Genomic DNA, 26,305 nt, shown 5'->3' on the forward strand with positions numbered 1-26,305 from the left:
CATGTCGTGACTGAGCTGCGGCGATGACTACGGTCGGTGTCCGAGGAGGCCCCGACGGACACCGACCGTGACGAACGTCAGAGTCGCTCGACCACGTAGTCGATGGACGCGGTCAGCGCCTCGACATCGGCCGGCTCGACGGCCGGGAACAACGCCATCCGCAGCTGGTTGCGACCGAGCTTGCGGTAGGGCTCGGTGTCCACGATGCCGTTGGCGCGCAGCGCCTTGGCGATCGCCGTGGCGTCCACCCCGTCGGCGAAGTCGATGGTGGCGACCACGTTGGAGCGCAGCGCCGGGTCGGTGACGAACGGAGTTGCCACGGTGGACCGCTCCGCCCAGCCGTACACCGTCGCGGCGCTCTCGGCGGTGCGCTTGGCCGCCCAGGCCAGGCCACCCTGCGCGTTCATCCAGTCGGTCTGCTCGGCCGCCAGGAAGATGGTGGCCAGCGCCGGGGTGTTGTAGGTCTGCTCCAGCCGCGAGTTGTCGATCGCGGTGACCAGGTCGAGGAAGGCGGGGATGTAGCGCCCGGACGCCTTGATCTCGGCGGCCCGGTCCAGCGCGGCCGGTGACATCAGGGCCAGCCAGAGACCGCCGTCGGAGCCGAAGCACTTCTGCGGAGCGAAGTAGTAGACGTCGGTCTCGCCGACGTTGACCTCCAGGCCACCCGCGCCGGAGGTCGCGTCGACCAGCAGCAGCGAGCCCTCGTCAGCCCCGGCCACCCGGCTGATCGGGACGGCCACACCGGTCGAGGTCTCGTTCTGCGGCGTCGCGTACGCGTCCACGCCAGACTCGGCGACCAGGGTCGGTGCGCTGCCCGCGTCAGCCTTGCGGACGGTCGGTTCGCCCAGGAACGGCGCGTCCTTGACCGACTTGGCGAACTTGGCGCCGAACTCGCCGAAGCTGGCGAACTGGGCCCGGTCGCGGATCAGGCCGAAGGTGGCGACCTCCCAGAACGCGGTGGTGCCACCGTTGCCGATCACGACCTCGTAGCCCTCGGGCAGCGAGAAGAACTCGGCGATGCCGGAGCGCAGCCGGGCCACCTGGTCGCGGACCGTCTTCTGCCGGTGCGAGGTGCCCAGGTAGCTGGTGGCGACCTCGGCAAGTGCGGACACCGCCTCGGGGCGCACCTTGGACGGGCCGCAGCCGAAGCGTCCGTCGGCAGGCTTGATCTCATCGGGAATCCGGATTGTCGGTGCGTCAGCCACGGTCTTCAAGATCCTTCCGCAAGGGCGAGGGCGGGCCCGGCGACACTGCCGGCCCTCATCCTCGCACCCGGACCCATCGGTGCAAGCCGGGCCCCCGAGGGCGGGTCTGAGGCCTTCGCCACACTCGGCTCCGCAGCCGTTGAGAAAGGGCCCCTCCTCAACGCCAGGCGTTGAGGAGGGGCCCATTCCTTACCGCTCAGACGCCGTGCGGGATGGCGCCCCAGCCTTCGACGTCGGACGGCTTGCGGGTCTCCGGGCCCATGTAACGGGCGGACGGGCGCACCAGCCGCTGCAGCCGCTTCTGCTCCAGGATGTGCGCGCTCCAGCCGCCCATCCGGGCGCAGGTGAACATCGAGGTGAACATGTGCGCCGGCACCTCGGCGAAGTCCAGCACCACGGCCGACCAGAACTCGACGTTGGTGGCCAGCACCCGGTCCGGGCGACGGGCCTGCAGCTCGGCAAGGGCGGCCTTCTCCAGCGCCTCGGCGATCTCGAACCGCGGCGCGCCCAGCTCCTTGGCCGTGCGCCGGAGCACTCGGGCGCGCGGGTCCTCGGCCCGGTAGACGCGGTGACCGAAGCCCATCAACCGCTCGCCACGATCGAGCACGCCCTTGACGTAGCCCTCCGCGTCGCCGCTGCGCTCCACCGCCTCCAGCATGCTGAGCACCCGGGACGGGGCGCCTCCGTGCAGCGGGCCGGAGAGGGCACCGATGCCGGAGGAGATGCAGGCCGCCGCGTCCGCCCCGGTGGAGGCCACGATGCGAGCGGTGAAGGTGGAAGCGTTCAGGCCGTGCTCGGCGGCCGAGATGAAGTACGCGTCGACAGCCTTGACATGCCGCGGGTCGGGCTCGCCGCGCCAGCGCTTCATGAACCGCTCGACGATGGTCTGCGCCTTGTCGATCTCCTTCTGCGGCACCGCCGGCAGGCCGAGGCCCCGGGCGGACTGGGCGACGAAGGAGAGCGCGGTCACCGAGACCCGGGCGAGATCCTCGCGGGCCTGCTCGTCGGAGATGTCCAGCAGTTGGCTGAGCCCCCAGTACGGGGCCAGCATCGCGACCGCGGACTGCACGTCGACGCGGATGTCACCGGAGTGCACCGGCACCGGGAACGGCTCCGCCGGCGGCAGGCCCGGCCCGAACCGGCCGTCGACCAGCAGCGCCCAAACGTTGCCGAACGACACCTGGCCGATCAGATCCTCGATGTCGACCCCGCGATAGCGCAGCGCGCCACCCTCGCGGTCAGGTTCGGCGATCTCGGTCTCGAAGGCTACGACGCCCTCCAGCCCGGGTTTGAAATCGGCCATGTCGCTCTCCTGGATCTGCTCGGTGCGCCCGGTCGGCTCATCCGGCCCGGTCGGCCGAGCGCCTTAGGCGACCCTCAGGGATGTGTTCGGAACATCTTGCCTGCTGAGTAAGGGATACGCGACCCGCTGCGACTGTGCTGCACGCGACATCCCCGGGCGCGCATTCTCTCCGCCGCTCGGTGAGACTGTGCGGTGCGGGCTGGCCAGCGCGGGAGGGTGCCGGTGGGGCCGCCGAGAAGGAGTGGGGACGTGACGGGTGACACACCCGCCCCGGCCGCGATGCGTAACGAGTACGCCGCGGACCTGGGCCTGACCGAGGCTGACCTGGCCGCCGACTGGCACACCCAGTTCGACCGCTGGTTCGCCGACGCGGTGGCCTTCGGGCTACCCGAACCGAACGCGATGGTGGTGGGCACCGCCGACTCCGCCGGCCGGCCGAGCGGGCGGACGGTGCTCCTGAAGGGGTACGACGCGCAGGGCTTCGTCTTCTTCACCAACCACCTGTCGCGCAAGGGCGTCGAGGCCTCCGCCAACCCGTACGCCAGCCTGGTCTTCCCGTGGTTCCCGATGCAGCGTCAGGTGGTGGTCGCCGGACGGATCGCGCACGTCGACCGCGCGACGAGCGAGGCGTACTTCGCCAGCCGGCCGCGCGGCTCCCAACTGGGCGCGTGGGCCAGCCCGCAGTCGCAGGTGGTGCCGGGCCGAGCGGAGCTGGAGGAGCGCTACCAGGCGGTGGCCGAGCGGTTCGCCGACGAGGCCGTGATCCCGACCCCGCCGCACTGGGGCGGGTTGCGCGTGCAACCCGCGTCGGTGGAGTTCTGGCAGGGCCGGGCCGGCCGGTTGCACGACCGGCTCCGCTTCCGTCATCTCGACGAGGGTGGCTGGATCGTCGAGCGGCTGGCGCCGTGACGGGTGTGCAGGAGGCTCGGCAGCGCGGAACGCGCCGCTGGGCGATCGACGTACGTCCGCTGCGCGTGCCGGCGTACCGGCGGCTCTGGCTCGGCAACACCGTGGCGATGTTCGGCTTCCAATTTACCGCCGTAGCGGTGCCGGTGGAGATGTACGCCCTGACCCGGGACTCGTTCTGGGTCGGCCTGCTGGGCGTGGCTGCCTTCGTACCGTTGCTGATCTTCGGGCTCTGGGGCGGCGCGGTCGCCGACGCCCGCGACCGCCGTGCGGTGCTGCTCGCCGGGTCGGTGCTGCTCTGGGCGTCCACCCTCGGGCTGCTGGTCCAGGCACTGCTGGACGTGGGCAGCCCGGTTTTGCTGTTGGCGTTGATGGCACTGCAGTCGGTGGCGTTCGCGATCAGCTCGCCGGCCCGCAGTGCCATGCTGCCCCGGCTGGTTCCGGACGACCTCGTTCCGGCCGCCAGCACCCTGAACTACACGACCTTCACCGCGGCCTCGGTGGCCGGGCCGCTCGCCGCCGGTCTGATCCTCGCCGCCTCGCCGGACATCGCGGTGGTCCTGCCGATCGCGTACGGGGTGGACGCGCTGCTGTTCACCGCGATGCTCTGGGCAGCGCTGCGCCTGCCGGCGCTGCCGCCCGAGCCGACCGCCGACGGTCAGGCCCGCCGTGCTGGCCTGGCCAGCGTCCTCGACGGGATCCGCTACCTGGCCACCACACCCGTACTCCTGCTGTCCTTCGGGGTGGACCTGATCGCGATGATCCTGGCCATGCCGAGGGCGCTCTTCCCGGAGATCGCCCACGAACGGTTCGGCGGCGGTGGCGCGGTCGGCCTGCTCTACAGCGCCATCGCGATCGGCTCGATGATCGGCGGGCTGACCTCCGGCTGGATCGGCCGACTCCGCCGGCAGGGGCTCGGCCTGGTGCTCGCGGTGGTCGCCTGGGGCCTCGCCATCGCGGCGGCCGGGCTGGCCCACCAGCTCTGGCTGATGGTCCTGCTGCTCGCCGTGGCCGGGGCCGCCGACCTGATCAGCGCGGTGCTGCGTCAATCGATGCTGCTGGTCTACGCACCCGACCGGATGCGCGGCCGGCTCCAGGGCGTCAACACGGTCGTGGTGGCGGGTGGTCCACGCCTCGGCGACCTCCGAGCCGGCACCATGGCCGCCGGGTTCGGCGGGGGCGTGGCCTGGGTGGCCGGCGGGCTCGCCTCGGCGGTGCTCGTGGTGGTGCTCGCGGTCGCGTTCCCGGCACTGCTGCGCTACCGGGCCGCGACGGCGTCAAGCGGCGACCGGACGTGACCGGTTAGGGTCGCCGGCATGGAAAGCCCCGATCAGCGCCCGTTCTCCGGCGCCCAGTGGACCATCTCCGCCGCCGGCCACGAGGCCGTCATCGTGGAGGTGGGCGGCGGGCTGCGGACGTACCGGCACGATGGTGTCGACCTGGTCGACGGGTACCAGACCGACGAGGTCTGCCCCGGCTGCGCCGGGCAGGTGCTGGCACCGTGGCCGAACCGGATCCGCGATGGCCGCTACCCGTTCGGGGAGCGGACGCACCAGCTCCCGCTGACCGAGCCGGAGCGGCACGTGGCTATCCACGGGCTGGTCAACTGGGCGCCGTGGCGTCTGGTGGAGCAGTCGGAGGACTCGGTGACGGTCGGTTACGACCTGCCGCCGCAGCCCGGCTACCCGTGGCCGTTGCGGCTGCTCAGCCGGTGGAGCGTGGGCGCGGACGGGCTGCGCGCCGAGCACGAGGTGACCAACATCGGCGGTGCGGCGGCGCCGTTCGGCTTCTCCGTGCACCCGTACCTGCAACTGCCGGGCGTCGCGGTCGACGACCTGGTCCTGCGGCTGCCGACCCGTACCCGGCTGCTGGTGGACGGCCGTTTGCTGCCGATCGGTGCGACCCCGGTGGCCGGCACCGAGTACGACTGGACCAGCCCGCGCCGGATCGGTGCCGCCCAGCTGGACCTCTGCTTCGGCCAGGTGGTCAGCGACGCCGACGGCGGCTCGTCGGTGAGCCTGTCCGCACCGGACGGTTCGGCGGGGGTGAGCATCTGGGCGGATGCCGAGTTCGGCTGGTGGCAGGTGTTCACCGGCGACGCGCTCACGGGTGATCGGCACCGCCGCTCGGTGGCGATCGAGCCGATGACCTGCCCGCCGGACGCGTTCCGCTCGGGCAAGGACGTGCTGACGCTCAAACCCGGTACGACCTGGCGGGGCGCCTGGGGCGTCCGCCCCGGGGCCTGAGCGGGCCGGCGAGGGAGCGCGGGATGGAGTTCGCAGAGGTCGTCCGGCGTCGGCGGATGGTGCGCAACTACGACCCGGACCGCCCTGTCCCGCCCGACGTGGTCGACCGGCTGCTCGACCACGCGGTCCGCGCTCCGTCGGCCGGCTTCGCCCAGGGCTGGGGCTTCCTGGTCTTGGAGGAGGCGGCCGACCGGGAGCGGTTCTGGGCCGCCACCACGCCCGACGGCGGTGGCCGGGAGCGCTGGCTGGCCGGGATGCGGCGCGCGCCGCTGATCGTGGTGCCGCACGCCAACGAGTCGGCCTACCTGCAGCGGTACGCGGAGCCGGACAAGGGTTGGACCGATCGGTCCACTGACCGTTGGCCGGTGCCCTACTGGCACGTGGACACCGGCTTCGCGGCGCTGCTGATGCTGCTTACCGCGGTGGACGAGGGGTTGGGTGCGTGCTTCTTCGGCATTCCGCCGCAGCGGCTGGCCACCTACCGGGACGCGTTCGGTGTGCCGGCGGAGTACCAACCCATCGGTGCCGTCACAATCGGTTACCGGGCAGCCGACCATCGGTCACCATCGTTGCGCCGTGGGCGTCGCCCTTTGGACGAGGTGGTGCGGCGCGGCCGGTGGAGCTGAGTGCGATGTCCTGTTCGTACGGTTAGGGATCGGACGAGCGGTAGCGAAACTGACATCAGGGAGCAGAACGCAGCGTGCGCAGGGCGGCTAGGCTGGCACGGTCATCGGTGCCGCGCCGCGCGGTGCCCGCCGCGGCCCGGCTCGGCGCCGTCGGTCGGCCCGGCCACGGGGAGGGGAGCGTGCCGTCGTGATCTTCAGAGCGGTCCGGGACGGGCGTCCCTATCCGGAGCACAATCTGACGCTCAAACAATGGGCGGAGATCCCTCCCCGGCCACTGCGCCTGGACCAGATGATCACCACCAAGCGTGAGTTGGCGCTCGACAAGCTCCTCGCCGAGGATTCCACCTTCTACGGTGACCTCTTCCCGCACGTCGTGCAGTGGAATGGCGGGCTCTACCTGGAGGACGGGCTGCACCGGGCGTTGCGTGCCGCTCTGCAGCAGCGCAACCAGATTCACGCGCGGGTGCTGGTGCTCTCCGGACCGATCGAGTGACGAGCCCTTCTTCCGCTGCCTGAGTCTTCGTTAAGGTGGCGTCCATGACCGCTCCGCTCGACCTGCTCGACCTGGACCCGTCGCTCACCGAGGAAGAGCGGCAGATCCGCGACGTCGTCCGCCAGCTCATCGACGACCGGGTGCGCCCACACGTCGCCGACTGGTACGAGGACGGCCGGGTGCCCGCCCGGGAGCTGGCCCGCGAGTTCGGCAAGCTCGGCCTGCTCGGCATGCACCTGACCGGCTACGGCTGCGCCGGCGCCTCCGCCGTCGCGTACGGGCTGGCCTGCCAGGAACTGGAAGCCGGCGACTCCGGCGTCCGTTCGCTGGTCTCGGTGCAGGGATCGCTCGCCATGTACGCCATCTGGCGATACGGCAGCGAGGAGCAGAAGCAACGCTGGCTGCCGCCGATGGCCACCGGTGAGGCGATCGGCTGCTTCGGCCTGACCGAACCGGACCACGGCTCCGACCCCGCCTCGATGGCCACCCGGGCCCGCCGCGACGGCGACGACTGGGTGCTCACCGGCGGCAAGATGTGGATCACCAATGCGCCGATCGCGGACGTCGCGGTGATCTGGGCGCGCACCGACGCTGGCGTGCGGGGCTTCGCCGTACCCATGGACACGCCCGGTGTCACGGCCCGGGAGATCCGCCGCAAGATGTCGTTGCGCGCGTCGGTGACCGGCGAGATCGTGCTCGACGACGTCCGGCTTCCGGCCGACGCCCAACTGCCCGAGGCGGTCGGGCTCAAGGCGCCGCTGAGCTGCCTCACCGAGGCCCGGTACGGCATCATCTGGGGCGCGATCGGCGCCGCCCGCGACTGCCTGGAAACCACCTTGGCGTACGCCACCACCCGCACCCAGTTCGGTCGCCCGCTGGCCGGCTTCCAGCTCACCCAGGCGAAGCTCGCCGACATGGCCGTCGAGCTGGTGAAGGGGCAACTGCTCGCGCTGCACCTGGGCCGGCTCGCCGACGCTCACCGGCTTCGGCCCGAGCAGGTCAGCGTGGGCAAGCTGAACAACGTGCGGGAGGCCCTGGCCATCGCCCGGCAGTGCCGCACCATCCTCGGTGCCAACGGCATCTCCGGCGAATACCCGGTGATGCGGCACGCCAACAACCTGGAGAGCGTGCTGACGTACGAGGGCACCTCGGAGATTCACCAACTCGTCGTCGGGCAGCGGCTCACCGGGCTCTCCGCCTTCGCCTGACCTGCGCGTTTGCACATTCCGGGCGCTCAGCGCGCGGGTGTCGTACAGGGGCCGTACCGTCATTGACAGACGACGTGTCTGACGAGGACGGTGAGCGTGATGGCCCGCGACGCTGGCATCAACGAGCCCACGAGGGAGTTCCCCGGTTACCCGACCGGCGACGATCTCAAGGAGCGGTCGGCCGGGACACTGGAGCCGACCACGGATACACCGGGTGGCCCCGGCGGCTCCGGAGGCTTTGACGGCCCCGACGGCCCGGCGGCCGGTGGCGGTGGTGGTGGGGCGGCCCGTGGCCTGCTCCTGCTGCTCGGCGCCGCCGCGCTGGCCGTGGTCGTGCTGCTCGGCATTCAGGCGACCGGCTTCCTGCCAGATTTCCGCAACCCGTTCGCCAAGGAACAGACCGACCGCAGCCAGCCCCCGCTGCTGAAGTCGATCCAGGACCTCAGCCGCTACGTGGCCGCCGAGGGCAACTTCCAGGTCGTGGTCGACACCCAGAACGACCGGCGCAACGTTCCGGATTTCCTGCTCAACGAGCGCACCCTGTTCGTCGGGGCCGGCAGTGTCGAGGCGTACGTCGACTTCACCAAGATCGGTGAGGGTGCGATCGTCCAGTCCGCGGACGGCAAGTCCGTCGAGATCAAGCTGCCCGCGCCGCAGCTCGGCGAGACCAACCTCGACATGGAGAAGAGCTACGTCTTCGCGGAGCAGCGCGGCCTGCTCAACCGGCTCGGTGACCTGGTCGGCAACGACCCCAACCGGCAGCAACAGGTCTACCAGCTCGCCGAGGACCGGATCACCACCGCCGCCCGGGACAGCGGGCTGTCCGCCCGAGCCGAAGAGAACACCCGCAAGATGCTGGAGGGGCTGCTGCGCTCCCTCGGCTACCAGCAGATCACGGTCACCTACACGGCTCCCTGACCTGCCACACCCCGTACGTCGAAGCGCCCGCCCCGACACTCGTCGGAGCGGGCGCTCCCGTCCGGGCCCTCGTACGCCCAGCGCCGCGCCATGGACTGCCGCGGAGGTGTGCGCCTCGCGGCAAGGTCCGCGCTGTGCCGGGTGCGGTGTTCCGTGGGGTGTGCCTCGGGGGAAGGTCCGCGCCGTTCCGAGTGCCGCTCCCGGGCTCCGCGCCCAAGATCCGCGCCCAAGATCCGCGCCCAAGATCCGCGCAAGGTCGGGGATGTTGGTGCCTCAGGCGCGCTTGAAGCAGCAACATCCCCGAAGTTGCCGCGCGGGGCGGGGCCGCCTGGGATGGGCGGGGCCTCCTGGGGAGGGCGGGGTGGGCCTCGGTGGGGGTGGGTGACTCGGGCGAGGACGTCGGAGGCCACCACATCGCTGATGTGGTGGCCTCCTCTGTGCAGTACGGCCTCGACAGGGCGTCAGTGTTGAATGACGCGAGGCGAAGTGCGAGCGTTAGTGCTGAGTAGAGGCTAGGTAGCTGTCCTCGTTCGGCATGAGAATCCAGAGGATCAGGTAGACGATCACCTGGGTACCGGGCAGCAGCAGTGACAGCAGGAACAGCAGCCGGACCATTCCGGCGGACATGCCGAACCGTCGACCGAGGCCGGCGCAGACACCGGCGAGCATGCGCCCCTGGCGGGGTCGGACCAGTTTGCGACTCATCGTCGTACTCCCACTCTGCGGCAGTGCGCCGCGTCTGCAATCCACGGTAGAAGGGGATGACCAGCCCGCCCTCCGTCCCGAGGAGGAGCAGCCACCCGTGGACCCGTAGGTGCATTACCCGGGCAGCCCCTCGCTGACGCCTCCCCGCGCGGCCCCGCCTTCGTTGCCCGCCCCCGTCGGACCCACCGCCCCCACGCCGCCGGACCCATCGCCCCACGCCGTCGGACCTACCGCCCCACGCCGTCGGACCTACCGCCCCACGCCGTCGGACCTACCGCACGCGCCGTCGGACCTACCGCACGCGCCGCCGGGCCCGCCGCACGCGCCGCCGGGCCCGCCGCACGCGCCGCCGGGCCTGTCGTCCAACGCCGCCGCACGCGCCGCCGGGCCCGTCGTCCAACGCCGCCGCACGCGCCGCCGCACCCGCCGCGCCACCGCAAGATCACGCTCGATCCAGGTTCTAGTGGTTTCGCTCGCCCTTCGAGGCCACTACATCCAGGATCGAGCGCGATCTTCACGGGCTCCGACGCTGGCGGCGGGGTCGGCGGCGGGCGGCGGACCTGGCGGCGGGCGGCGGGGTCAGCGGCGGGCGGCGGACCCGGCGGGTCCTGGATTGCGCGTGATCAGGCGGTGGCGGGGGAGGCGGCGGTCAGGTGTTCACGTCGCGGGGGCCGGGTGGCGTTGAGCTGGGCGGGTAGGCTGGCTGATCGGGCACCCACACCCCGGGTGGCCGGCACCCATACCCCGGGCGGTCACGAGCGGGGCCGCCAGATCGGTGGCCACGCCCCGCCCGGGTCCCGTACGCCGGGACGACGGCGAGGAAGCGCAGCCATGATCAGTGTTTTCGACCTCTTCAGCGTCGGTATCGGGCCGTCCAGCTCGCACACGGTGGGGCCGATGCGGGCCGCGCGCACGTTCGTTGCCGGGCTCAAGGCCGACGGGCTGCTCACCGACACCGCACGGGTGCAGGCTGAGCTGTTCGGCTCGCTGGGTTCCACCGGGCATGGCCACGGTAGCGACCGGGCGGTGCTGCTCGGGTTGGCCGGCGAGTCGCCGGAGACGGTCGACACGGACACCGTCGGGCCCCGGGTCGAGCGGATCAAGGCCGAGCGGCGGATCAGCCTCCTGGACGCGCACGACATCGACTTTGATCCGGATCGGGACCTGACGCTGCACCGCCGCCGCTCGCTGCCGTACCACCCGAATGGGATGACCTTCGTGGCGTACGACAGGGCTGGTGCCGAGGTGCGCAGCCGCACCTACTACTCCGTCGGCGGCGGTTTCGTGGTGGATGAGGCCGCGGCTGGCGCGGACCGGATCAAGCCGGACAGCACTGCGGTGCGGTACCCCTTCCTGACCGGGGCGCAGTTGTTGGAGGTGACCACCCGCACCGGTCTGTCGATCAGCGAGGTGATGCTGGCCAACGAGCGTTCCTGGCGCAGCGAGGCGGACATCCGGGCCGGCCTGCTGGAGATCTGGCGGGTGATGCGGGAGTGCGTGGAGCGCGGCTGCGAGCGGGACGGCGTACTCCCTGGTGGGTTGAAGGTCCGGCGGCGCGCGGCGGAGCTGCGGCGCGGCCTGGAGGCGGACGCCGGGACCAGCGACCCGCTGCACGTGATGGACTGGGTGACCCTGTTCGCCCTCGCGGTGAACGAGGAGAACGCCGCCGGCGGTCGGGTGGTCACCGCGCCGACCAACGGCGCGGCCGGGATCATTCCGGCGGTGCTGCACTACTACACCCGGTTCGTGCCGGGTGCGTCCGATGACGGTGTGGTGCGGTTCCTGCTGACGGCCGGCGCGATCGGTGTGCTGTTCAAGGAGAACGCCTCGATCTCCGGCGCGGAGGTCGGCTGCCAGGGTGAGGTTGGTTCGGCGTGCTCGATGGCGGCGGCGGGGTTGGCCGAGGCGCTCGGTGGCACCCCGGAGCAGGTGGAGAACGCGGCCGAGATCGGGATGGAGCACAACCTCGGGTTGACCTGTGACCCGGTGGGTGGCCTGGTGCAGATCCCCTGCATCGAGCGGAACGCGGTGGCTAGCATCAAGGCGATCACGGCTGCCCGGCTGGCGCTGCGCGGTGATGGTGTGCACAAGGTGTCGCTGGACAAGGTCATCAAGACCATGCGGGAGACGGGCGCCGACATGAAGGTCAAGTACAAGGAGACGGCGCGTGGCGGTCTGGCCGTCAACGTGATCGAGTGCTGAGTCCGGCCGATTCGGGGCATTCGTTCACCGACTGCTAACCTGTCGTCCGTTTCAGGAGGCGGGAGGCTGCGGTGACCTCTGGCGTCGCGGCGTTGTGGTCGCACCGCAACTCGCTCCGCATCCTGGTCAGACGTGACCTGGCGGTCAAGTACCAGCAGTCGGTGCTGGGCTACTTCTGGTCGTTGATCGAGCCGCTCGGCATGGGCGCCATCTACTGGTTCGTGTTCGGGGTGCTCTACTCCCGGGACACCGGTCGGCATCTCGGCGAGGCCGCCGGGTCGTACCCGCTGTTCCTGATCACCGGGATCTTCGCCTGGATGTGGACCAGTTCGGCGCTGAGCGAGGCGACGAACGCCCTGACCGGCCAGTCCCGGCTGATCACCACGATGAACGTGCCGCGTCAGGTCTTCCCGATAGGCCGGGTCGCCGGCCGGTTCGCCGAGTACGCGGCCGGCCTGCCGATCCTGATCGCCATCGCGGTGATCTACGCGGTGCACGGTCGGGTCCACCCCGGTTGGTCGCTTCTCGCCCTGCCGCTCGCGGTGGCTGTCCAGGCCGTCCTGCTGGTCGGACTCTCGCTGCTGCTCTCCGCGTGGAACGTGCTGATGCGCGACGTCGAGCGGCTCATGCGGCTGATCATCCGGGTGCTCTTCTACGCCACGCCGATCATCTATCCGCTCAGTCTGGTCCGGGAGTCCGGCCTGCCCGGGTGGCTGAAGGTGGTGTACGAGCTGAACCCGCTGGTGGGGATCTTCCAGCTGCACCACGCGATCTGGTACCCGGACGAGTTCCCGGACGCCCGGCTGCTCGCCACCACGGTCGCCGGCAGCCTGCTGGTGCTGGCCGCCGGCTGGTGGTCGTTCCGCCGGTTGGAACCCGCCGTGCTCAAGGAACTCTGACGTGGCCGCGCCGATCATCGAGGCCGACGGCCTGGGCATCCGGTTCGTCCGCAACCGTCGCCGCCAACTGCGGCTGCGGGAGTTGTTCATCCACCGGGGCGGGCGCGGTGCCCTGCCCGGCCAGTTCTGGCCGCTGCGCGACGTGTCGTTCGCCGTCGAGCCGGGCGAGACCGTCGGGGTGATCGGCCGTAACGGCACCGGCAAGAGCACCCTGCTGCGGCTGATCGCCGGGGTGCTCATTCCGGACGAGGGCAGCATCCGGGTCAACGGTGCGGTGGCCCCGCTGCTGGAGTTGTCCGCCGGCTTCTCCAACGACCTGACCGGGCGGGAGAACCTGCACCTGGTCGGTGGACTGCACGGGCTGTCGGCGAGCTATCTGAAGCGGCACTTCGACGAGATCGTCGAGTTCGCCGGTGAGCAGGTGGAGCGGGCCATCGACACGTCGGTGCGGCACTACTCGTCGGGAATGAAGGTGCGGCTCGGCTTCGCGATCATCTCGCACCTGCCGCACCCGATCCTGCTGATGGACGAGGTGACCGCGGTCGGAGACGCGGAGTTCCGTAAGAAGTGTTACGCGACGATTGATCGTCTGCTCGGGGAGGGGCGCACGCTGGTGCTGGTGTCACACAACGAAAAGGACCTGACCCGGTTCTGCCGTCGGGGGTTGTACCTCGACGCGGGCCGGTTGACGCTCGACGGCACCATCGCCGACGCGCTCGACGCGTACCACGCCGCGGTCCCGCGGTGACGCTCGCGATCGTGCTCGCCGCCGGGGCGCCCGCGGCGGGCCTGACCACCGCGACCGGCGAGCCGCTGGCCGACCGCCTGGCCGCCCAGTTGCGCCGGGCCGGGGCGGACGAGGTGCGCTTCGCCGCCAACCTCGACGAGTTGACCGTGCTGGTCGACAACGCCACGGTGCCCGTGCTGGTCACCGGCACCGACCTGGTCGCGCACACCGCCGTACTGCGGCACCTGGCCACCAGCCCGGTGGGGCCCACGGTGGCGCTGGTGCTCGGCGACCCGCCCGTGCCCGGGCGGACGGCCGTGCGGGAGGAGCGGGGCCAGGTGGTCGACGCTGGCGCGTTGGACGCCCTCGACGGGGACGCCACCGGCGTGTTCGGCGGCGCGCTGCGGGTCGGCGTGGACGACCTGCCGACCCTCGCCGCCGCCGCCCGGGCCGCCGCGTCCGGGCTGCTTCCCGTCGCCGCCCCGATCGGCCCGGTCGGGGATGTCGCCCCGTTCGGGCCCGCCGGTGCGCGGGCCGACGGGGGCGAGGGCCTGGCGCCGGTCGCGGCCGGCGGCCCCGGGTCCGCGGTGGACCGGCTCTTCGCGGGTCTCGCGGCGCTCGGCACCCTGATCTTCGCCCAGCGGGTACGCCTGCTCGTCGCACACCGGGTCGACGACGCGGCCGGGCTGGCCGCTGCCGAGGCCGCGGTGACCGCGGTCGACGAGGACCGGGCCGAGTTGCGGCTGTCGGTCAAGGAGAAGGACGACTTCTTCTCCACCTACTTCGTCAGCACCTGGTCGCCGTACGTGGTCCGGCTGGCGGCCCGGCTCCGGCTCACCCCGACCGGGGTGACGGTGATCTCGGTGCTCTTCGCGCTGGCCGCGGCGGTGCTGTTCGGGGTCGGTGGTCGGCTCGCGCTGGTCAGCGGCGCGGTGCTGCTCTACCTCGGCTTCATGCTGGACTGCGTGGACGGCCAACTGGCCCGCTACACCCGGCACTTCAGCGCCTGGGGCGGCTGGCTGGACACGATGGCGGACCGGGCCAAGGAGTATCTGGTCTACGCCGGGCTGGGCTTCGGGGTGAGTCACGCCGGGCTGGGCAACGGGTGGGCGCTCGCGATCGCCGCGATGACGTTGCAGACCGTCCGGCACATGACCGACACCTGGTACGGGGTGCTGCACGACGAGGCGGCCCGTCGACCACGCACGGCGGGTTCCAGCGGCGGGATCGGTGACCGGCTCAATGCGGCGTCGACCCGTGTGCAGGCGGACACCGGCTCGGTGTCGTACTGGCTGAAGCGGACCGTCGTCTTCCCGATCGGCGAGCGGTGGGCGTTGATCGCGGTGACCGTGGCGCTGTTCAACCCGCTGGTCAGCCTGATCGCGGTGCTGGTCTGGGGTGTGCTGGCGTTCGCGTACACCGGGGCTCTGCGGACGCTGCGCGCCCGCTGGATGTGGGTGCCGGTGCTGGACACCGTCGATGCGACCCTGCACCGCGACGACGGGCCGTTGGCCCGCCGGCTGCCGGTGGTCCGCCCGATGGGGCCGCTCACCCTGGCGGTGATCGCCGCGCTCGGCCCGGCGGTGCTGCTGGTCGCGGCGCTGCTGGGCGACGCGCCCGACGAGCTGCGCTGGGCGGTGCCGGTGGCGCTGCTGGTGCTGCTGGTCGGCGGTCTGGGTGCCGGGGCGGCGCACAACGGGCCGCTGGACTGGCTGGTGCCCGCGGCGTTGCGGGCCGCCGAGTACCTGTTCGCCATCGCGGTCGGGGTGGTCGGCGGGGCGCCGGGTTGGCTGATCTTCGGGTACGTCTTCGTGCTCACCGTGCACCACTACGACCTGACCGCACGGCTGGAGAAGCGGCAGGCGGCACCGCCTCTGCACGCGGCCACGTTGGGCTGGGAGGGGCGCTCGGCGCTGCTGGCCCTCGCGGCGATTGCCGGCGTGGTGGGTATCGGGCTGGCTACACTCGGTGCGTACCTTCTCGTGGTTTTCGTGGTGAGCGTCGCCCTGGCCTGGTTCGTCCGACCGGCCCGTAGCGCGCGGGCGTCGGTCGCGCCGGCGGGCGCTGGAGGTGCCGCGCCGCGCTGACGGAGGGACGGCCGGATGACCCTGATCAGTTTCGTGGTACCGGCCTTCCGGGTGCAGGGATACCTGCGCGAATGCCTGGACTCCATCCTCGGTCAACCGGAGACCGACATCGAGGTGATCGCCGTCGACGACTGCTCGCCGGACGCCAGCGGCGACATCATCGACGAGTACGCGGCCCGCGACCAGCGGGTCCGCTCGGTCCGGCTGCCGGAGAACGTCGGCCTCGGTCCAGCCCGCAACATCGGGCTGGACCGGGCCGTCGGCGAGTACGTGTGGTTCCTCGACGGCGACGACTGGCTGGCGCCGGAGTGCCTGCCGGAGGTCGCCGCGCGGCTGCGTGACACCCGTCCGGACGTGCTGCTGATCGACCACGTCCGCACCCACTGGAACGACACCGCCACCCGCAGCGCGATGGCCGAGGTGTTCCCGGAGTCGCCCGGCGCGGGCACCTTCCGGCTGCGGGACCGTCCGGAGGCGATGCGCCTGCTGCACACCGCGTGGAACCGGCTGGTCCGCCGGGATTTCCTGGTCGACCTGGGGCTGCGCTTCGCGCCCGGCTGGTACGAGGACGTCTCGTTCAGCTACCCGGTGCTGATGGCGGCGCAGCGGATCGGCGTACTGGATCGGGTCTGCGTCAACTACCGGCAACGCCGCGCTGGCGCGATCACCCGGACCCGGGGTGACCGGCACTTCGAGGTCTTCCCACAGTGGCACCGGGTCTTCCACCTGATGGATTCATGGGGGTCGGCGACGGACGCCCTGCGGTCGGCGGTCTTCGAGCGGATGATCTGGCACTACCTGACCGTGCTCGGTAACGGCCAGCGGATCGCCCCGGAGCTGCGACCGGCGTTCTTCGCACAGATCGCCGCGGACTACGAACGTTGGCTGCCGGCCGGCGGCTATCCGGTGCCGGACGGGGTGGAGGGGATCAAACACCGGCTCGTCGCCTCCGGCCGTTGGCGTACCTTCAGCGCGTTGCGGGCCGCCAGCCGGGCCCGCGACGTCGCCCGCCGGCAGGCCCGCACCGCCCGGCGCCGGGTCGGTCCGGTCGCTCGACGCGGTGCCCGGCTGACCCGCGACGGCCTGCTGCGCGAGTACTACCGGGCGGAGCTGCGTCGGCCGGTCGATCCGACGCTCGCGGTGTACGCCGCCTACTGGTACCGGGGATACTCCTGCAACCCGGCGGCGATCTACGAGGTCGCCCGCCGGTTGGTGCCGGGGGTGCGCGGGGTGTGGATCGTGCGTCGGGACCGGGTGGACACCGTGCCGGACGGGGTGGAGTACGTGGTCGCCGGCACCCCGACGTACTACCGGGTTCTCGCCCGCGCACGCTGGCTGGTCAACAACGTCAACTTTCCGGACTTCGTCCGCAAGCGGCCGGAACAGGTGCACCTGCAGACCCACCACGGCACGCCGGTCAAGGTGATGGGGCTGGATCAGCAGCGCTACCCGATCGGCGCGGGCCACATGGACTTCGCGGGGCTGCTGCGCCGGGTGGACCGCTGGGACTACAGCGTCAGCGCGAACAGCTTCTCCACACAGATGTGGGACCGGGCGTACCCGGCCACGTACACGACCCTGCAGGTGGGCTACCCGCGAAACGACCGCCTGGTCGCGGCCGGTCCGGACGAGGTGCGCCGGCTACGCGCCGAGTTTGGCCTCGGTCCCGACGAGCAGGTCGTGCTGTACGCCCCGACGCACCGCGAGCACCTGCCCGGCTACCGGCCGCCGTTCGACCCGGACCGGTTCGTCAGGGCGCTGGGTGACTCGGGTCGGCTGCTGATGCGCAGCCACTACTTCCACGACCGTGATCGCCGTCCCGGCCGGCCCATGGACTGGGAGCGGGTTCGCGACGTCAGCGGCTACCAGCGGGTGGAGGATCTCTATCTGGTGGCCGACGTATTGGTCACCGACTACTCGTCGGCGATGTTCGACTATGCGGTGCTGGACCGGCCGATCGTGCTCTACACCCCGGACTGGGAGGCGTACCGGCTGGCCCGGGGGGTCTACTTCGACGTCACGGCCGAGCCGCCGGGCGCGGTGGCGACCACCTTCGCGGACCTGCAAGATCTGTTCCGCACGGACGCGGTGCGGTCGGACGCGGCGACCAAGGCCCGTGAGCATTTCCGGGCCCGGTTCTGCGCGCTGGACGACGGGCACGCGGCGGATCGCGTGGTGCGCCAGGTGTTCCTGGGCGAGCCGGGGGAACGACCGTCGCGCTGTTGATCGCGCCGCGCATCGACTTTTGTCATGTAATAGCGCCGTCATCGACCGAACATAAGACGTTTACCCGATGTGCTAATCCAATGATCCTGGTCACAGTCTTGTGGGGTTCGGCCGACAAGCTGGGGGAGGAGACGGTGAGTACCGTCACGCTCAAGGATGTGACCAAGGTCTTCAGGGACGGCACGCTGGCCGTCGACAGCATCAACCTCGATGTAAACGACGGCGAGTTCATGGTGCTGCTTGGGCCATCCGGCTGCGGTAAGTCCACCGTGCTACGGATGATCGCTGGTTTGGAGGACCCGACCCAGGGCGCGGTCCTGCTCGACGGGGAGCTGGCGAACGACCTGCCTCCACGGGACCGCAAGATCGCCATGGTCTTCCAGGACTTCGCGCTCTACCCGCACATGAGCGTCAGCGACAACATCGCCTTTCCGCTGCGGTTGGCCGGGGTGGAACCGGAACCGCGCAGTGAGCGGGTCAGCGACGTGGCCAGCGCGCTGGGCATCGGTGACGTGCTGGCCCGTAAGCCGCGTCAGCTCTCCGGCGGGCAACGGCAGCGGGTGGCGATGGGCCGGGCGATCGTCCGTCGACCCGGCCTGTTCCTCATGGACGAACCGCTGTCCAACCTGGACAGCGGGCTCCGCGCCGAGCTGCGCGCGGAGATCTCGGGCCTGACCCGGGAGCTGGGCGTCACGACCGTCTACGTCACCCACGACCAGGCCGAGGCGCTCACCATGGCCGACCGGGTGGCCATCATGCGCCGCGGCGTGCTCCAGGACGTGGGCACACCCACCCAGGTGTACGGCCGACCGGCGACGCTCTACGTGGCAGCCTTCCTGGGCAGCCCGCGGATGAACCTGCTGGAGGCGTCGGTCTACGTCCACCTCGACCGGTACGTCACGCTCAACCTCGGTGACCAGTCGCTCTACCTGCCCTGGAACGACATCCGCAGCCGGGCGGTGGCGCACTACCACGGTGAGCGGATCGTGGTCGGCATGCGGGCCGAGGCGCTCACCCCGGTCGCCCCGGACACCCCGGGCGACGTGCTGCGCGGGCGGATCCGCTACCTGGAGCACCACGGGCACGAGTCGCTGGCGTTCCTCGACATCGGTGCGACCGCGATCGTGGTCGACGAGATGGGTGCGCCGTTGGAGCCGGCGCCGGTGGGCCAGCGCGGCCTGCGTCGGTTCGGGTCGGTGATGCAGCGACTCACCGGCAAACCGGTGGAGGCGCAGGATGCCCCCGATGGTGGCACCCGGACCAGCGTGCTTCCCGATCCGGGCCGGCACCACCGCCGCCCGGCGGAGCTGGCGGTGCGGCTGGCACCGTACCCGGCGGTCACCGCAGGTCACCCGCTCGCCGTCTCGGTCCGGATGGACGCGTTGCACTTCTTCGACGAGCGCGGTGCCCGGATCGACGTGGGTTGGCGCTGACGACTCGCCGGAGCGGGGTGGCGGGCCTGCCACCCGGTGTCCTACCTTCTGCGCACCCAGTCCACTGTGAAAAGACCACCGAGAGGGGTGCACCCGTGTCGGGTGACCGTCCCAGCCCGCTCGTCATCGAGCGCATCCTGCGGGATCGCGAGGGCATCTGGCAGCAGATCGTGGCCGAGCGTGACCTCAACGCGCTGACCGTGCGGATGCTGGCCAGCTCCGCGATCGCGCTGGCCTGTTACGGGGCGGTGCTGGGCTTCTTCCACAGCCCGCTGATGGCGCTGACCTCCGCGCTCAAGCTGCCGCTGCTGTTCCTGGTCACGCTGGCCATCTGCCTGCCGACGCTCTACCTGTTCAATCTGGTCTTCGGTGCCCGGCTCTCGGTGCGTCAGTCGTTGGCGCTGGTGATGGTGGCGATCACGGTCACCTCGATGCTCGCGGTGGCGTTCGCGCCGATCAGCCTCTTCTTCCTGATCACCGCCGACGACTACCACTTCTTCAAGCTGCTCAACGTGGCGATCCTGACCATGTCGGCGCTGGTCGGGCTTCGTTTTCTGACCGGCGGAATGCAGGTGCTCAACGACCACGGCCCGATTGCTTCGGAGGCCGCCAACGCCCAGGCCCAGGCCGCGCCGGCCGCCGTGCCCGGAGCTGCCGTGCCCGCCGGTTCGGTGCCCGCTGCCGTGCCCGCTGCCGTGCCCGCCGGTTCGGTGCCCGCTGCCGTGCCCGCTGCCGTGCCGGCCGGTTCGGTGCCCGCTGCCGTGCCAGCCGAAGCAGTCGTGGCCGGTTCGGTCCCGAACGGCGCGACTCCCGACGCCGGCACGACCACCGGGCCGGCTCCCCAGCAGGTTCCGGCCCAGTGGAGCGGGCAGCCGACCGGCGTCTCGTTCCCTCCGGGCATGGTGGCGCCCCGCGACCAGCACTCCTGGAGTGACCGCCCCGTCCGGCGCGGTGAGCCGACGCAGCGGCCGGCCAGCATGACCCTGCTCTACATCTGGATCCTGCTCTTCGGGTTCGTCGGCACGCAGTTGGCCTGGACGCTGCGCCCGTTCTTCGGTGACCCGGGCCAGGATTTTTCCTTCTTCCGCAGCATCGACGGCAACTTCTACGCGGCGGTCCTGCGGAGCATCGCCAACCTCTGAGGGTCGGCCGAAACCCGGCGAAGTGCCTGGTTGCCGGCCTGGTTACCCCCGAGTAACGTCAGGCCATGACCATCGACTCCCGCCAGGTGGCGGCCGGCATGCTGGAAGCCGTGCCCTTCGCCCGTACGCTCGGCTTCGAATTCGTCGAGGTGGCACCCGAGGCGGAGGGCGGGGTGCGGGCAGTCGTCCGGCTGCCCGACTCGCCGGCCACCCACAACCACATCGGGGGGCCGCACGCTGGCGCCATGTTCACCCTCGGCGAGACGGCCTCCGGCGCGGTCGTGCTGGCCGCCTTCGGGCAGTTGCTCGACCGGGCCGTGCCGCTCGCCGTCCGTGCCGAGATCGCCTACCGCAAGCTCGCCATGGGCCCGGTGCTGGCCACCGCACGGCTCGGCCGGCCGGCTCTCGAGGTGATCGAGGAGCTGGAGTCCGGACGGCGCCCGGAATTCCCCGTCGAGGTGGAGATCGCGACCGAGGACGGCACGCCCACCTCGGCGATGACCGTGGTCTGGACGCTGCGGCCGAACTGAACCGTGCCGGAGCGGCGGAAACAGGTTTGCGGGCCCAGCGGGGTGGTTAGATTCGTACCGTGCTGGGCCTACCTGCTCATGTGACCGCCTGTCTCTTCGATCTGGACGGTGTGCTGACGCAGACCGCCCGCGTGCACAACGCCGCCTGGACGCAGACGTTCGACGAGTTTCTCCGGCAGCGCGCCACGGCCTCCGGCGAACCGTTCCAACCGTTCGATCCCGGTTCGGACTACAACCGCTACGTCGACGGCCGCCCCCGCGCCGACGGTGTCCGATCGTTCCTCGCCTCCCGCGCGATCGTGCTGCCCGAGGGCAGCCCGGACGACCCGCCGGACGCTGACACCGTCAACGGCGTGGGCAACCGCAAGAACGTCCTGCTGCTGCAGCGTCTGCGAAACTCCGGCGTCGAGGTCTACCCGGGCTCGGTGGACTACCTGAAGGCGGCGATCACGGCCGGGCTGCGCCGGGCCGTGGTGACCGCGAGCGCCAACGGGGGTGAGGTGGTCGCCGCCGCCGGGCTGGAGCCGCTGCTGGAAGCCCGGGTCGACGGGCTGGTCGCCCGGGCTCAGGGGCTGCGCGGCAAACCGCACCCGGACACCTTCCTCGCCGGGGCCAGGCTGCTCGGCGTCGACCCGACGCAAGCCGCGGTCTTCGAGGACGCGCTCTCCGGGGTGGCCGCCGGCCGCGCCGGCGGCTTCGGTTACGTGGTCGGCGTCGACCGGGTCGGGCAGGCCGACGAGTTGCTCGCGCACGGCGCCGACATCGTGGTCAAGGACCTCGCCGATCTGCTCAACGCGGTCGATCCGCAGGAGCCGGCGCGCAACGCTGCCGCCCACCACTCGGCTGGCGAACGGGGTCCCGCGTGATCAGGGAGCGGGCCTATCCGGTCGAGCCGTGGCACATCCGGGAGACCCGGCTGGACATGGACGTGCTGGCCCAGTCGGAGTCGGTCTTCGCGCTCTCCAACGGGCACGTGGGGCTGCGCGGCAACCTCGACGAGGGTGAGCCGCACGGCCTGCCCGGCACCTACCTCAACTCGTTCTACGAGCTGCGCCCGCTGCCGTACGCGGAGGCCGGTTACGGCTTCCCCGAGTCCGGCCAGACCATCGTCAACGTCACCAACGGCAAGCTGATCCGGCTGCTCGTCGACGACGAACCGCTCGACGTGCGCTATGGGGAGCTGCTCGCCCACGAGCGGATCCTCGACCTGCGGGCCGGCACCCTGCACCGGGAGCTGCACTGGCGCTCGCCCGCCGGCAGGGAGGTCAAGGTCCGCAGCACCCGCCTGGTCTCGTTCACCCAGCGGTCGGTCGCCGCCATCAGCTACGAGGTCGAGGCGGTCGGCGGCCCGCTGCGGCTGATCGTGCAGTCCGAGTTGGTGGCCAACGAGTCGCTGCCCGCGCAGAGCAAGGATCCCCGGGTCGCGGCGGTGCTGGAGTCACCGTTGCATGCCGAGGAGGAGCTGACCACCCCGGACGGCGGGCAGCTGATTCACCGCACCAAGGTCTCCGGGCTGCGGGTCGCCGCGGCGATGGAGCACGAGGTGCACGGCCCCGACCGCACCACCATCGAGTCCGAGGGATACGAGGACTGGGTGCGCACCACGATCGCCTGCGTGCTCCAGCCCGGCGAGAAACTGCGGGTGATCAAGTATCTGACGTACGGCTGGTCGAGCAGGCGGTCCCTGCCCGCGCTGCGCGACCAGGTCGGCGCGGCGCTGGCCGGCGCACGGCTGGACGGCTGGGACGGGCTCCACCGGGAGCAGCGCAACTACCTCGACGCGTTCTGGGACGCGGCCGACGTGCTGGTCGAGGGTGACCCGGAGGTGCAGCAGGCGGTCCGGTTCGGTCTCTTCCACGTGCTCCAGGCCGGTGCCCGGGCGGAGCAGCGGCCGATCTCGGCGAAGGGGCTGACCGGTCCCGGTTACGACGGGCACGCATTTTGGGACACCGAGATGTTCGTCCTGCCGGTGCTCACCTACACCCAGCCGAGCGCGGTGCGCAGCGCCCTGCAGTGGCGGCACAGCACGCTGGATTCGGCGAGGGAGCGTGCGGAGACGCTCAACCTCAAGGGCGCCGCCTTCCCCTGGCGGACCATCGAGGGGCCGGAATCCTCCGGATACTGGCCGGCCGGCACGGCGGCCTTTCACATCGCCGCCGACATCGCCGACGCCATGCGCCGCTATGTGATGGTCACCGGAGACACCGATTTGGAGCGGGAGATCGGGCTGGAGCTGCTGGTGGAAACCGCCCGGCTGTGGCGCTCGATCGGCCACCACGACCGGCACGGGCAGTTCCACATCGACGGTGTCACCGGCCCGGACGAGTACACCGCCGTGAAGAACGACAACATCTACACCAACCTGATGGCGCAGCGAAATCTGCTCTCCGCCGCCGACGTGGTGATGCGCTACCGGGACGAAGCATTCCATCTCGGGGTCACCGATGAGGAGGCCGCGAGCTGGCGGGACGCCGCCACCTCCATGCACGTCCCGTACGACGAGGAGCTCGACGTCCACCAGCAGGTGGAGGGCTTCACCCGCCTCCAGGAGTGGAACTTCACCCACACACCGGCGGAAAAGTATCCACTGCTGCTGCACTACCCGTACTTCGAGCTGTACCGCAAGCAGGTGGTCAAGCAGGCCGATCTCGTACTCGCCATGCACTGGCGAGGGGACGCGTTCACCCCCGAGCAGAAGGTGCGCAACTTCCTCTACTACGAGCGCCGTACCGTACGCGACTCGTCGTTGTCGGCCTGCACCCAGGCGGTGCTCGCCGCCGAGGTGGGCCATCCGGAGCTGGCGCACATCTACCTGCGCGAGGCCGCGCTGATGGACCTGCACGACCTCAACGAGAACACCCGTGACGGCGTACACATGGCGTCGTTGGCCGGCGCGTGGCTCGCCCTGGTCGGTGGCCTCGGCGGTCTGCGGGACCACGACGGCAAGCTGTCCTTCGCGCCCCGGCTCTCCAGCCGACTCAGCCGGCTGGAGTTCTCCCTGCAATGGCGAGGGCTGGCGCTGCGGGTGGACGTCCGGCCGCACCAGACGACGTACTCGCTCCGACACGGCAGCCCGGACGATGTGGTGGAGCTGCGCCACCACGACCAGGTGCTGCGGGTCACCTGCGACGAGCCGGTGACGGTGCCGGTGCCACCGGCTGAGCCGTCCGGCCCTCCGCCCGAGCAGCCACCGGGCAGGTCGCCGCTGCTGCGGTTGCCCGAGCACCAGCAGTGACGGTCGGGGCGGGAGTGATCCCGCCCCGACCGCCCGCGCCTACGTCCGTCAGATGGGCTCGCCGGTCGACGGGCGCCCGATCGCGTCTCGGGGCGCCATCGCCCGAGGATCATCGGGCAGGCGGGCCTCAGCGGCCTGGTCCCCGAAGTCCTGATTGCGCTCGGCGTCCTGTTCACGCCGGTTCCGCTCGTCCATCTGCTGCTGTCGGGACGTCTGCTGCTTGGCCATGGCGATCCTCGCGATCCGTCGGGGCGCGGTTGCGCCGACACGGTCTGCGGTCGTTCGTCGCGTACCCGACGGCCCTCCCGGCAAACTCGGCCCGTAGCTCGGTGCGTGCGGTGCGGTGGGCGGGGTAACCGGGCCGCAGGCGAGCACGCGGAGGTGGGGGCATGGACGAGCAGCGCAGCACGGTGACCATCCCGGTCGGGGAAGCCCAACTCCCCGCCGACCTGATGCTGCCCGCTCAGCCGGTCGGTGTGGTGCTCTTCGCGCACGGCAGCGGCAGCTCCCGGCACAGTCCGCGCAACGTGGCGGTGGCCCGTACGCTCAACGGCCGGGGGCTCGGCACGGTGCTGGTGGACCTGCTCACCCCGACCGAGGACGAGGTGGACGCACGCACCGCCGAACTGCGGTTCGACATCGGGCTGCTGGCCAGCCGGCTGGCCGGGATCGTCGACTGGTTGGCCGTCGAGCGGCCCGCCGGTGACGTACCGATCGGTTTGTTCGGCGCCAGCACGGGTGCTGCCGCCGCCCTGGTCGCGGCGGCGTCCCGCGGCGATCGGGTGGGTGCGGTGGTCAGCCGGGGCGGCCGGCCGGACCTGGCCGGAGACGCCCTGGCCCAGGTGCGTACCCCGACGTTGCTGCTGGTCGGCGGCCTGGACGAGGAAGTGATCACGCTCAACGAGCGGGCGCTGGCCGAGTTGGGGGAGGTCGGCGAGCTGCGGGTGGTCCCCGGCGCCACCCATCTCTTCGAGGAGCCCGGCACCCTTGAGCAGGTCGCCGACCACGCCGGCACCTGGTTCACCACCCACCTCAGTCGATGATCAACCTGCCGGCATGAGGGTCGAGGTGGAGCGACGCTGTTGGACGGTGTCGATGACGCGCCAGAGGACCGCGGTGATCGGGACGCTGACGAAGGCGCCAGCGATGCCCGCGATCAGCGTGCCCGCGGTGACCGCCACCAGGATCACCGCCGGGTGCAGTCGGACCTGCCGCTTCATGACGAGCGGCTCCAACAGGTTGCCCTCGATCTGCTGCACGGCGATCACCGCGGCGAGGGTGAGCAGTGCGGTGGTGGGGCCGTTCGCGGCGAGTGCCACCAGCACCGCCACCGCGCCGGCCACCGTCGCACCGATGATCGGCACGAAACCGCCGAGGAAGGTGATCAGCGCCAGCGGCAGGGCGAGCGGCACCCGCAGAACCACCAGTGCCAGGCCGATGCCGATCGCGTCGATCGCGGCGATCAACATGGTGCCCCGGCTGTACGCGCCCAGTGTCTGCCAACCGGCCCGGCCGGCCTCGGCCAGCACGGGCTTGTTCGTGCCGGACACCCGCGACAGCACCCAGTGCCACATCGACCGGCCGTCCTTGAGCAGGAAAAAGAGCAGCACCAGGGCCAGCAACGCGGAGCCGAGCACCTCGGTGGCGGTCCGTGCGCCCGACACCGGGTCCGGCGAACTGCCGCTCAGCCCCTCCCGGGCCTGGTCGATCAGCCGGTCCAACTGTGCGTCGGTGACCGGCAGCGTGGACGTCACGAAGTCGCGGCTGCGATCGAGCCCCTGCGTCAGCTCCTGGCTGAGCTGGTCGAACTGGCTGGCGGTCAGGTTCCACACCAACGCGCCGACGCCGACCAGGATGCCGAGTAGCAGCAGTACGGTGCACAGCGCGGCCAGCGCTGCGGGCAGTCGCAGTCGACGCAGCCTGAGCAGCACCGGGTCGAGCAGCGCGGTGAGGAAGATGGTGGCGGCCAGCGCGATGGCCAGCGGCGCCAGCAGGACGGCGATCCGACCCAGCAGGTAGAGCCCGGCGACGACCACCACCAGGCAGGCGCTCCACGACACCGCGGTCCGGACCAGCCAGGGCAGCGCAGCCCAACTCTGGCGCGGCCCGGGGTCGCCGGTCTTCGCCGCTACGGGTTCCTCTGCCGGCATGTCGGTCCTCCTCGATCTCGGCGAGGTCGGTACCCGGCCGGCCGTGCGCCTACACCCGTGTCGC

23 protein-coding genes are annotated in these 26,305 nt (G+C 71.2%); 18 read left to right on the forward strand and 5 right to left on the reverse strand.

Features of this window, described 5'->3' with window-relative positions; translation table 11 throughout:
- Window positions 1-77: 77 nt before the first annotated feature.
- Both serC and ABZS37_RS21745 read right to left on the reverse strand, forming a co-directional pair.
- On the reverse strand, window positions 78-1,205 hold the full coding sequence (gene serC / locus ABZS37_RS21740; protein WP_355171533.1) for a phosphoserine transaminase: 1,128 nt from the start codon (window positions 1,203-1,205) through the stop codon (window positions 78-80).
- Window positions 1,206-1,401: 196 nt separating this feature from the next.
- Window positions 1,402-2,508 carry a citrate synthase 2 gene (locus ABZS37_RS21745; RefSeq protein ID WP_355171535.1) on the reverse strand — a complete coding sequence of 369 codons (1,107 nt, stop codon included), beginning with the start codon at window positions 2,506-2,508 and terminating at the stop codon, window positions 1,402-1,404.
- Window positions 2,509-2,787: 279 nt separating this feature from the next.
- Between ABZS37_RS21745 and pdxH the strand changes: the two genes are divergently transcribed.
- From pdxH to ABZS37_RS21780, 7 genes are all read left to right on the forward strand, one after another.
- Window positions 2,788-3,417 carry a pyridoxamine 5'-phosphate oxidase gene (gene pdxH, locus ABZS37_RS21750; protein WP_355171636.1) on the forward strand — a complete coding sequence of 210 codons (630 nt, stop codon included), beginning with the start codon at window positions 2,788-2,790 and terminating at the stop codon, window positions 3,415-3,417.
- On the forward strand, window positions 3,414-4,712 hold the full coding sequence (locus ABZS37_RS21755; protein ID WP_355171537.1) for an MFS transporter: 1,299 nt from the start codon (window positions 3,414-3,416) through the stop codon (window positions 4,710-4,712). Before pdxH ends, ABZS37_RS21755 begins: the two co-directional genes overlap by 4 nt.
- 18 nt (window positions 4,713-4,730) lie before the next feature.
- Window positions 4,731-5,660 carry an aldose 1-epimerase family protein gene (locus ABZS37_RS21760; protein WP_355171539.1) on the forward strand — a complete coding sequence of 310 codons (930 nt, stop codon included), beginning with the start codon at window positions 4,731-4,733 and terminating at the stop codon, window positions 5,658-5,660.
- Window positions 5,661-5,683: 23 nt separating this feature from the next.
- Complete coding sequence (locus ABZS37_RS21765; protein WP_355171541.1) at window positions 5,684-6,286, forward strand: nitroreductase family protein; 603 nt, start codon at window positions 5,684-5,686, stop codon at window positions 6,284-6,286.
- Between the two features lie 187 nt (window positions 6,287-6,473).
- A complete protein-coding gene (locus ABZS37_RS21770; protein ID WP_091395231.1) occupies window positions 6,474-6,779 on the forward strand; it encodes a type II toxin-antitoxin system VapB family antitoxin in 306 nt (101 codons plus the stop codon).
- A 44-nt stretch (window positions 6,780-6,823) separates the two neighbouring features.
- Window positions 6,824-7,987: an acyl-CoA dehydrogenase family protein gene (locus tag ABZS37_RS21775; RefSeq protein ID WP_355171543.1), complete on the forward strand. Its 1,164-nt coding sequence runs from the start codon at window positions 6,824-6,826 to the stop codon at window positions 7,985-7,987.
- 99 nt (window positions 7,988-8,086) lie between these two features.
- Window positions 8,087-8,905: a DUF4230 domain-containing protein gene (locus tag ABZS37_RS21780; protein WP_355171545.1), complete on the forward strand. Its 819-nt coding sequence runs from the start codon at window positions 8,087-8,089 to the stop codon at window positions 8,903-8,905.
- A gap of 495 nt (window positions 8,906-9,400) precedes the next feature.
- Here the strand turns inward: ABZS37_RS21780 and ABZS37_RS21785 are convergent, their stop codons facing one another.
- Window positions 9,401-9,610, reverse strand: a complete 210-nt coding sequence (locus ABZS37_RS21785) for a PspC domain-containing protein (RefSeq protein WP_355171547.1) — start codon at window positions 9,608-9,610, stop codon at window positions 9,401-9,403.
- 831 nt (window positions 9,611-10,441) lie between these two features.
- Here ABZS37_RS21785 and ABZS37_RS21790 point away from each other — a divergent pair.
- The 10 genes from ABZS37_RS21790 (at window position 10,442) to ABZS37_RS21835 (ending at window position 24,091) form a co-directional block, all read left to right on the forward strand.
- Window positions 10,442-11,812: an L-serine ammonia-lyase gene (locus ABZS37_RS21790; RefSeq protein WP_355171549.1), complete on the forward strand. Its 1,371-nt coding sequence runs from the start codon at window positions 10,442-10,444 to the stop codon at window positions 11,810-11,812.
- A 71-nt stretch (window positions 11,813-11,883) separates the two neighbouring features.
- Window positions 11,884-12,711, forward strand: a complete 828-nt coding sequence (locus ABZS37_RS21795) for an ABC transporter permease (RefSeq protein WP_355171551.1) — start codon at window positions 11,884-11,886, stop codon at window positions 12,709-12,711.
- A 1-nt stretch (window position 12,712) separates the two neighbouring features.
- Window positions 12,713-13,459, forward strand: coding sequence for an ABC transporter ATP-binding protein (locus tag ABZS37_RS21800; RefSeq protein ID WP_355171553.1), 747 nt, complete (start codon window positions 12,713-12,715; stop codon window positions 13,457-13,459).
- A 41-nt stretch (window positions 13,460-13,500) separates the two neighbouring features.
- Complete coding sequence (locus ABZS37_RS21805; protein WP_355171638.1) at window positions 13,501-15,525, forward strand: DUF5941 domain-containing protein; 2,025 nt, start codon at window positions 13,501-13,503, stop codon at window positions 15,523-15,525.
- A 15-nt stretch (window positions 15,526-15,540) separates the two neighbouring features.
- Window positions 15,541-17,751 (forward strand): bifunctional glycosyltransferase family 2 protein/CDP-glycerol:glycerophosphate glycerophosphotransferase, encoded by a 2,211-nt coding sequence (locus ABZS37_RS21810; protein ID WP_355171555.1) that lies wholly within the window; start codon window positions 15,541-15,543, stop codon window positions 17,749-17,751.
- A gap of 134 nt (window positions 17,752-17,885) precedes the next feature.
- Entirely contained in the window at window positions 17,886-19,184 is a 1,299-nt protein-coding gene (locus tag ABZS37_RS21815) for an ABC transporter ATP-binding protein (RefSeq protein ID WP_355171557.1), read from the forward strand.
- Between the two features lie 95 nt (window positions 19,185-19,279).
- Window positions 19,280-20,326: a hypothetical protein gene (locus ABZS37_RS21820; protein ID WP_355171559.1), complete on the forward strand. Its 1,047-nt coding sequence runs from the start codon at window positions 19,280-19,282 to the stop codon at window positions 20,324-20,326.
- A 65-nt stretch (window positions 20,327-20,391) separates the two neighbouring features.
- Window positions 20,392-20,856 carry a DUF4442 domain-containing protein gene (locus ABZS37_RS21825; protein ID WP_355171561.1) on the forward strand — a complete coding sequence of 155 codons (465 nt, stop codon included), beginning with the start codon at window positions 20,392-20,394 and terminating at the stop codon, window positions 20,854-20,856.
- Between the two features lie 59 nt (window positions 20,857-20,915).
- Window positions 20,916-21,722 (forward strand): beta-phosphoglucomutase family hydrolase, encoded by an 807-nt coding sequence (locus tag ABZS37_RS21830; RefSeq protein ID WP_355171563.1) that lies wholly within the window; start codon window positions 20,916-20,918, stop codon window positions 21,720-21,722.
- A complete protein-coding gene (locus tag ABZS37_RS21835) occupies window positions 21,719-24,091 on the forward strand; it encodes a glycosyl hydrolase family 65 protein (protein ID WP_355171565.1) in 2,373 nt (790 codons plus the stop codon). Before ABZS37_RS21830 ends, ABZS37_RS21835 begins: the two co-directional genes overlap by 4 nt.
- Window positions 24,092-24,139: 48 nt before the next feature.
- Here the strand turns inward: ABZS37_RS21835 and ABZS37_RS21840 are convergent, their stop codons facing one another.
- A complete protein-coding gene (locus ABZS37_RS21840) occupies window positions 24,140-24,319 on the reverse strand; it encodes a hypothetical protein (protein WP_354992568.1) in 180 nt (59 codons plus the stop codon).
- A gap of 161 nt (window positions 24,320-24,480) precedes the next feature.
- Between ABZS37_RS21840 and ABZS37_RS21845 the strand changes: the two genes are divergently transcribed.
- On the forward strand, window positions 24,481-25,134 hold the full coding sequence (locus ABZS37_RS21845) for a dienelactone hydrolase family protein (RefSeq protein ID WP_355171567.1): 654 nt from the start codon (window positions 24,481-24,483) through the stop codon (window positions 25,132-25,134).
- On the opposite strand, the gene ABZS37_RS21850 is transcribed toward ABZS37_RS21845, so the two are convergent.
- Window positions 25,135-26,241, reverse strand: a complete 1,107-nt coding sequence (locus ABZS37_RS21850; RefSeq protein WP_355171569.1) for an AI-2E family transporter — start codon at window positions 26,239-26,241, stop codon at window positions 25,135-25,137.
- Window positions 26,242-26,305: the final 64 nt, after the last annotated feature.

It is taken from the genome of Micromonospora sp. NPDC005413 (assembly GCF_040606435.1).
In the GTDB taxonomy this organism is placed as follows: Bacteria; Actinomycetota; Actinomycetes; order Mycobacteriales; family Micromonosporaceae; genus Micromonospora.

Bases quoted from the DNA above. Each gene is read 5' to 3' on its own strand.
- ABZS37_RS21760 (WP_355171539.1), top strand. From the start codon at position 4,731: ATGGAAAGCCCCGATCAGCGCCCGTTCTCCGGCGCCCAGTGGACCATC.
- ABZS37_RS21785 (WP_355171547.1), bottom strand. From the start codon at position 9,610: ATGAGTCGCAAACTGGTCCGACCCCGCCAGGGGCGCATGCTCGCCGGT.
- ABZS37_RS21810 (WP_355171555.1), top strand. From the start codon at position 15,541: ATGACCCTGATCAGTTTCGTGGTACCGGCCTTCCGGGTGCAGGGATAC.
- ABZS37_RS21845 (WP_355171567.1), top strand. From the start codon at position 24,481: ATGGACGAGCAGCGCAGCACGGTGACCATCCCGGTCGGGGAAGCCCAA.
- ABZS37_RS21850 (WP_355171569.1), bottom strand. From the start codon at position 26,241: ATGCCGGCAGAGGAACCCGTAGCGGCGAAGACCGGCGACCCCGGGCCG.
- ABZS37_RS21765 (WP_355171541.1), top strand. From the start codon at position 5,684: ATGGAGTTCGCAGAGGTCGTCCGGCGTCGGCGGATGGTGCGCAACTAC.
- ABZS37_RS21790 (WP_355171549.1), top strand. From the start codon at position 10,442: ATGATCAGTGTTTTCGACCTCTTCAGCGTCGGTATCGGGCCGTCCAGC.
- ABZS37_RS21825 (WP_355171561.1), top strand. From the start codon at position 20,392: ATGACCATCGACTCCCGCCAGGTGGCGGCCGGCATGCTGGAAGCCGTG.
- ABZS37_RS21840 (WP_354992568.1), bottom strand. From the start codon at position 24,319: ATGGCCAAGCAGCAGACGTCCCGACAGCAGCAGATGGACGAGCGGAAC.
- ABZS37_RS21745 (WP_355171535.1), bottom strand. From the start codon at position 2,508: ATGGCCGATTTCAAACCCGGGCTGGAGGGCGTCGTAGCCTTCGAGACC.
- ABZS37_RS21775 (WP_355171543.1), top strand. From the start codon at position 6,824: ATGACCGCTCCGCTCGACCTGCTCGACCTGGACCCGTCGCTCACCGAG.
- pdxH (WP_355171636.1), top strand. From the start codon at position 2,788: ATGCGTAACGAGTACGCCGCGGACCTGGGCCTGACCGAGGCTGACCTG.
- ABZS37_RS21780 (WP_355171545.1), top strand. From the start codon at position 8,087: ATGGCCCGCGACGCTGGCATCAACGAGCCCACGAGGGAGTTCCCCGGT.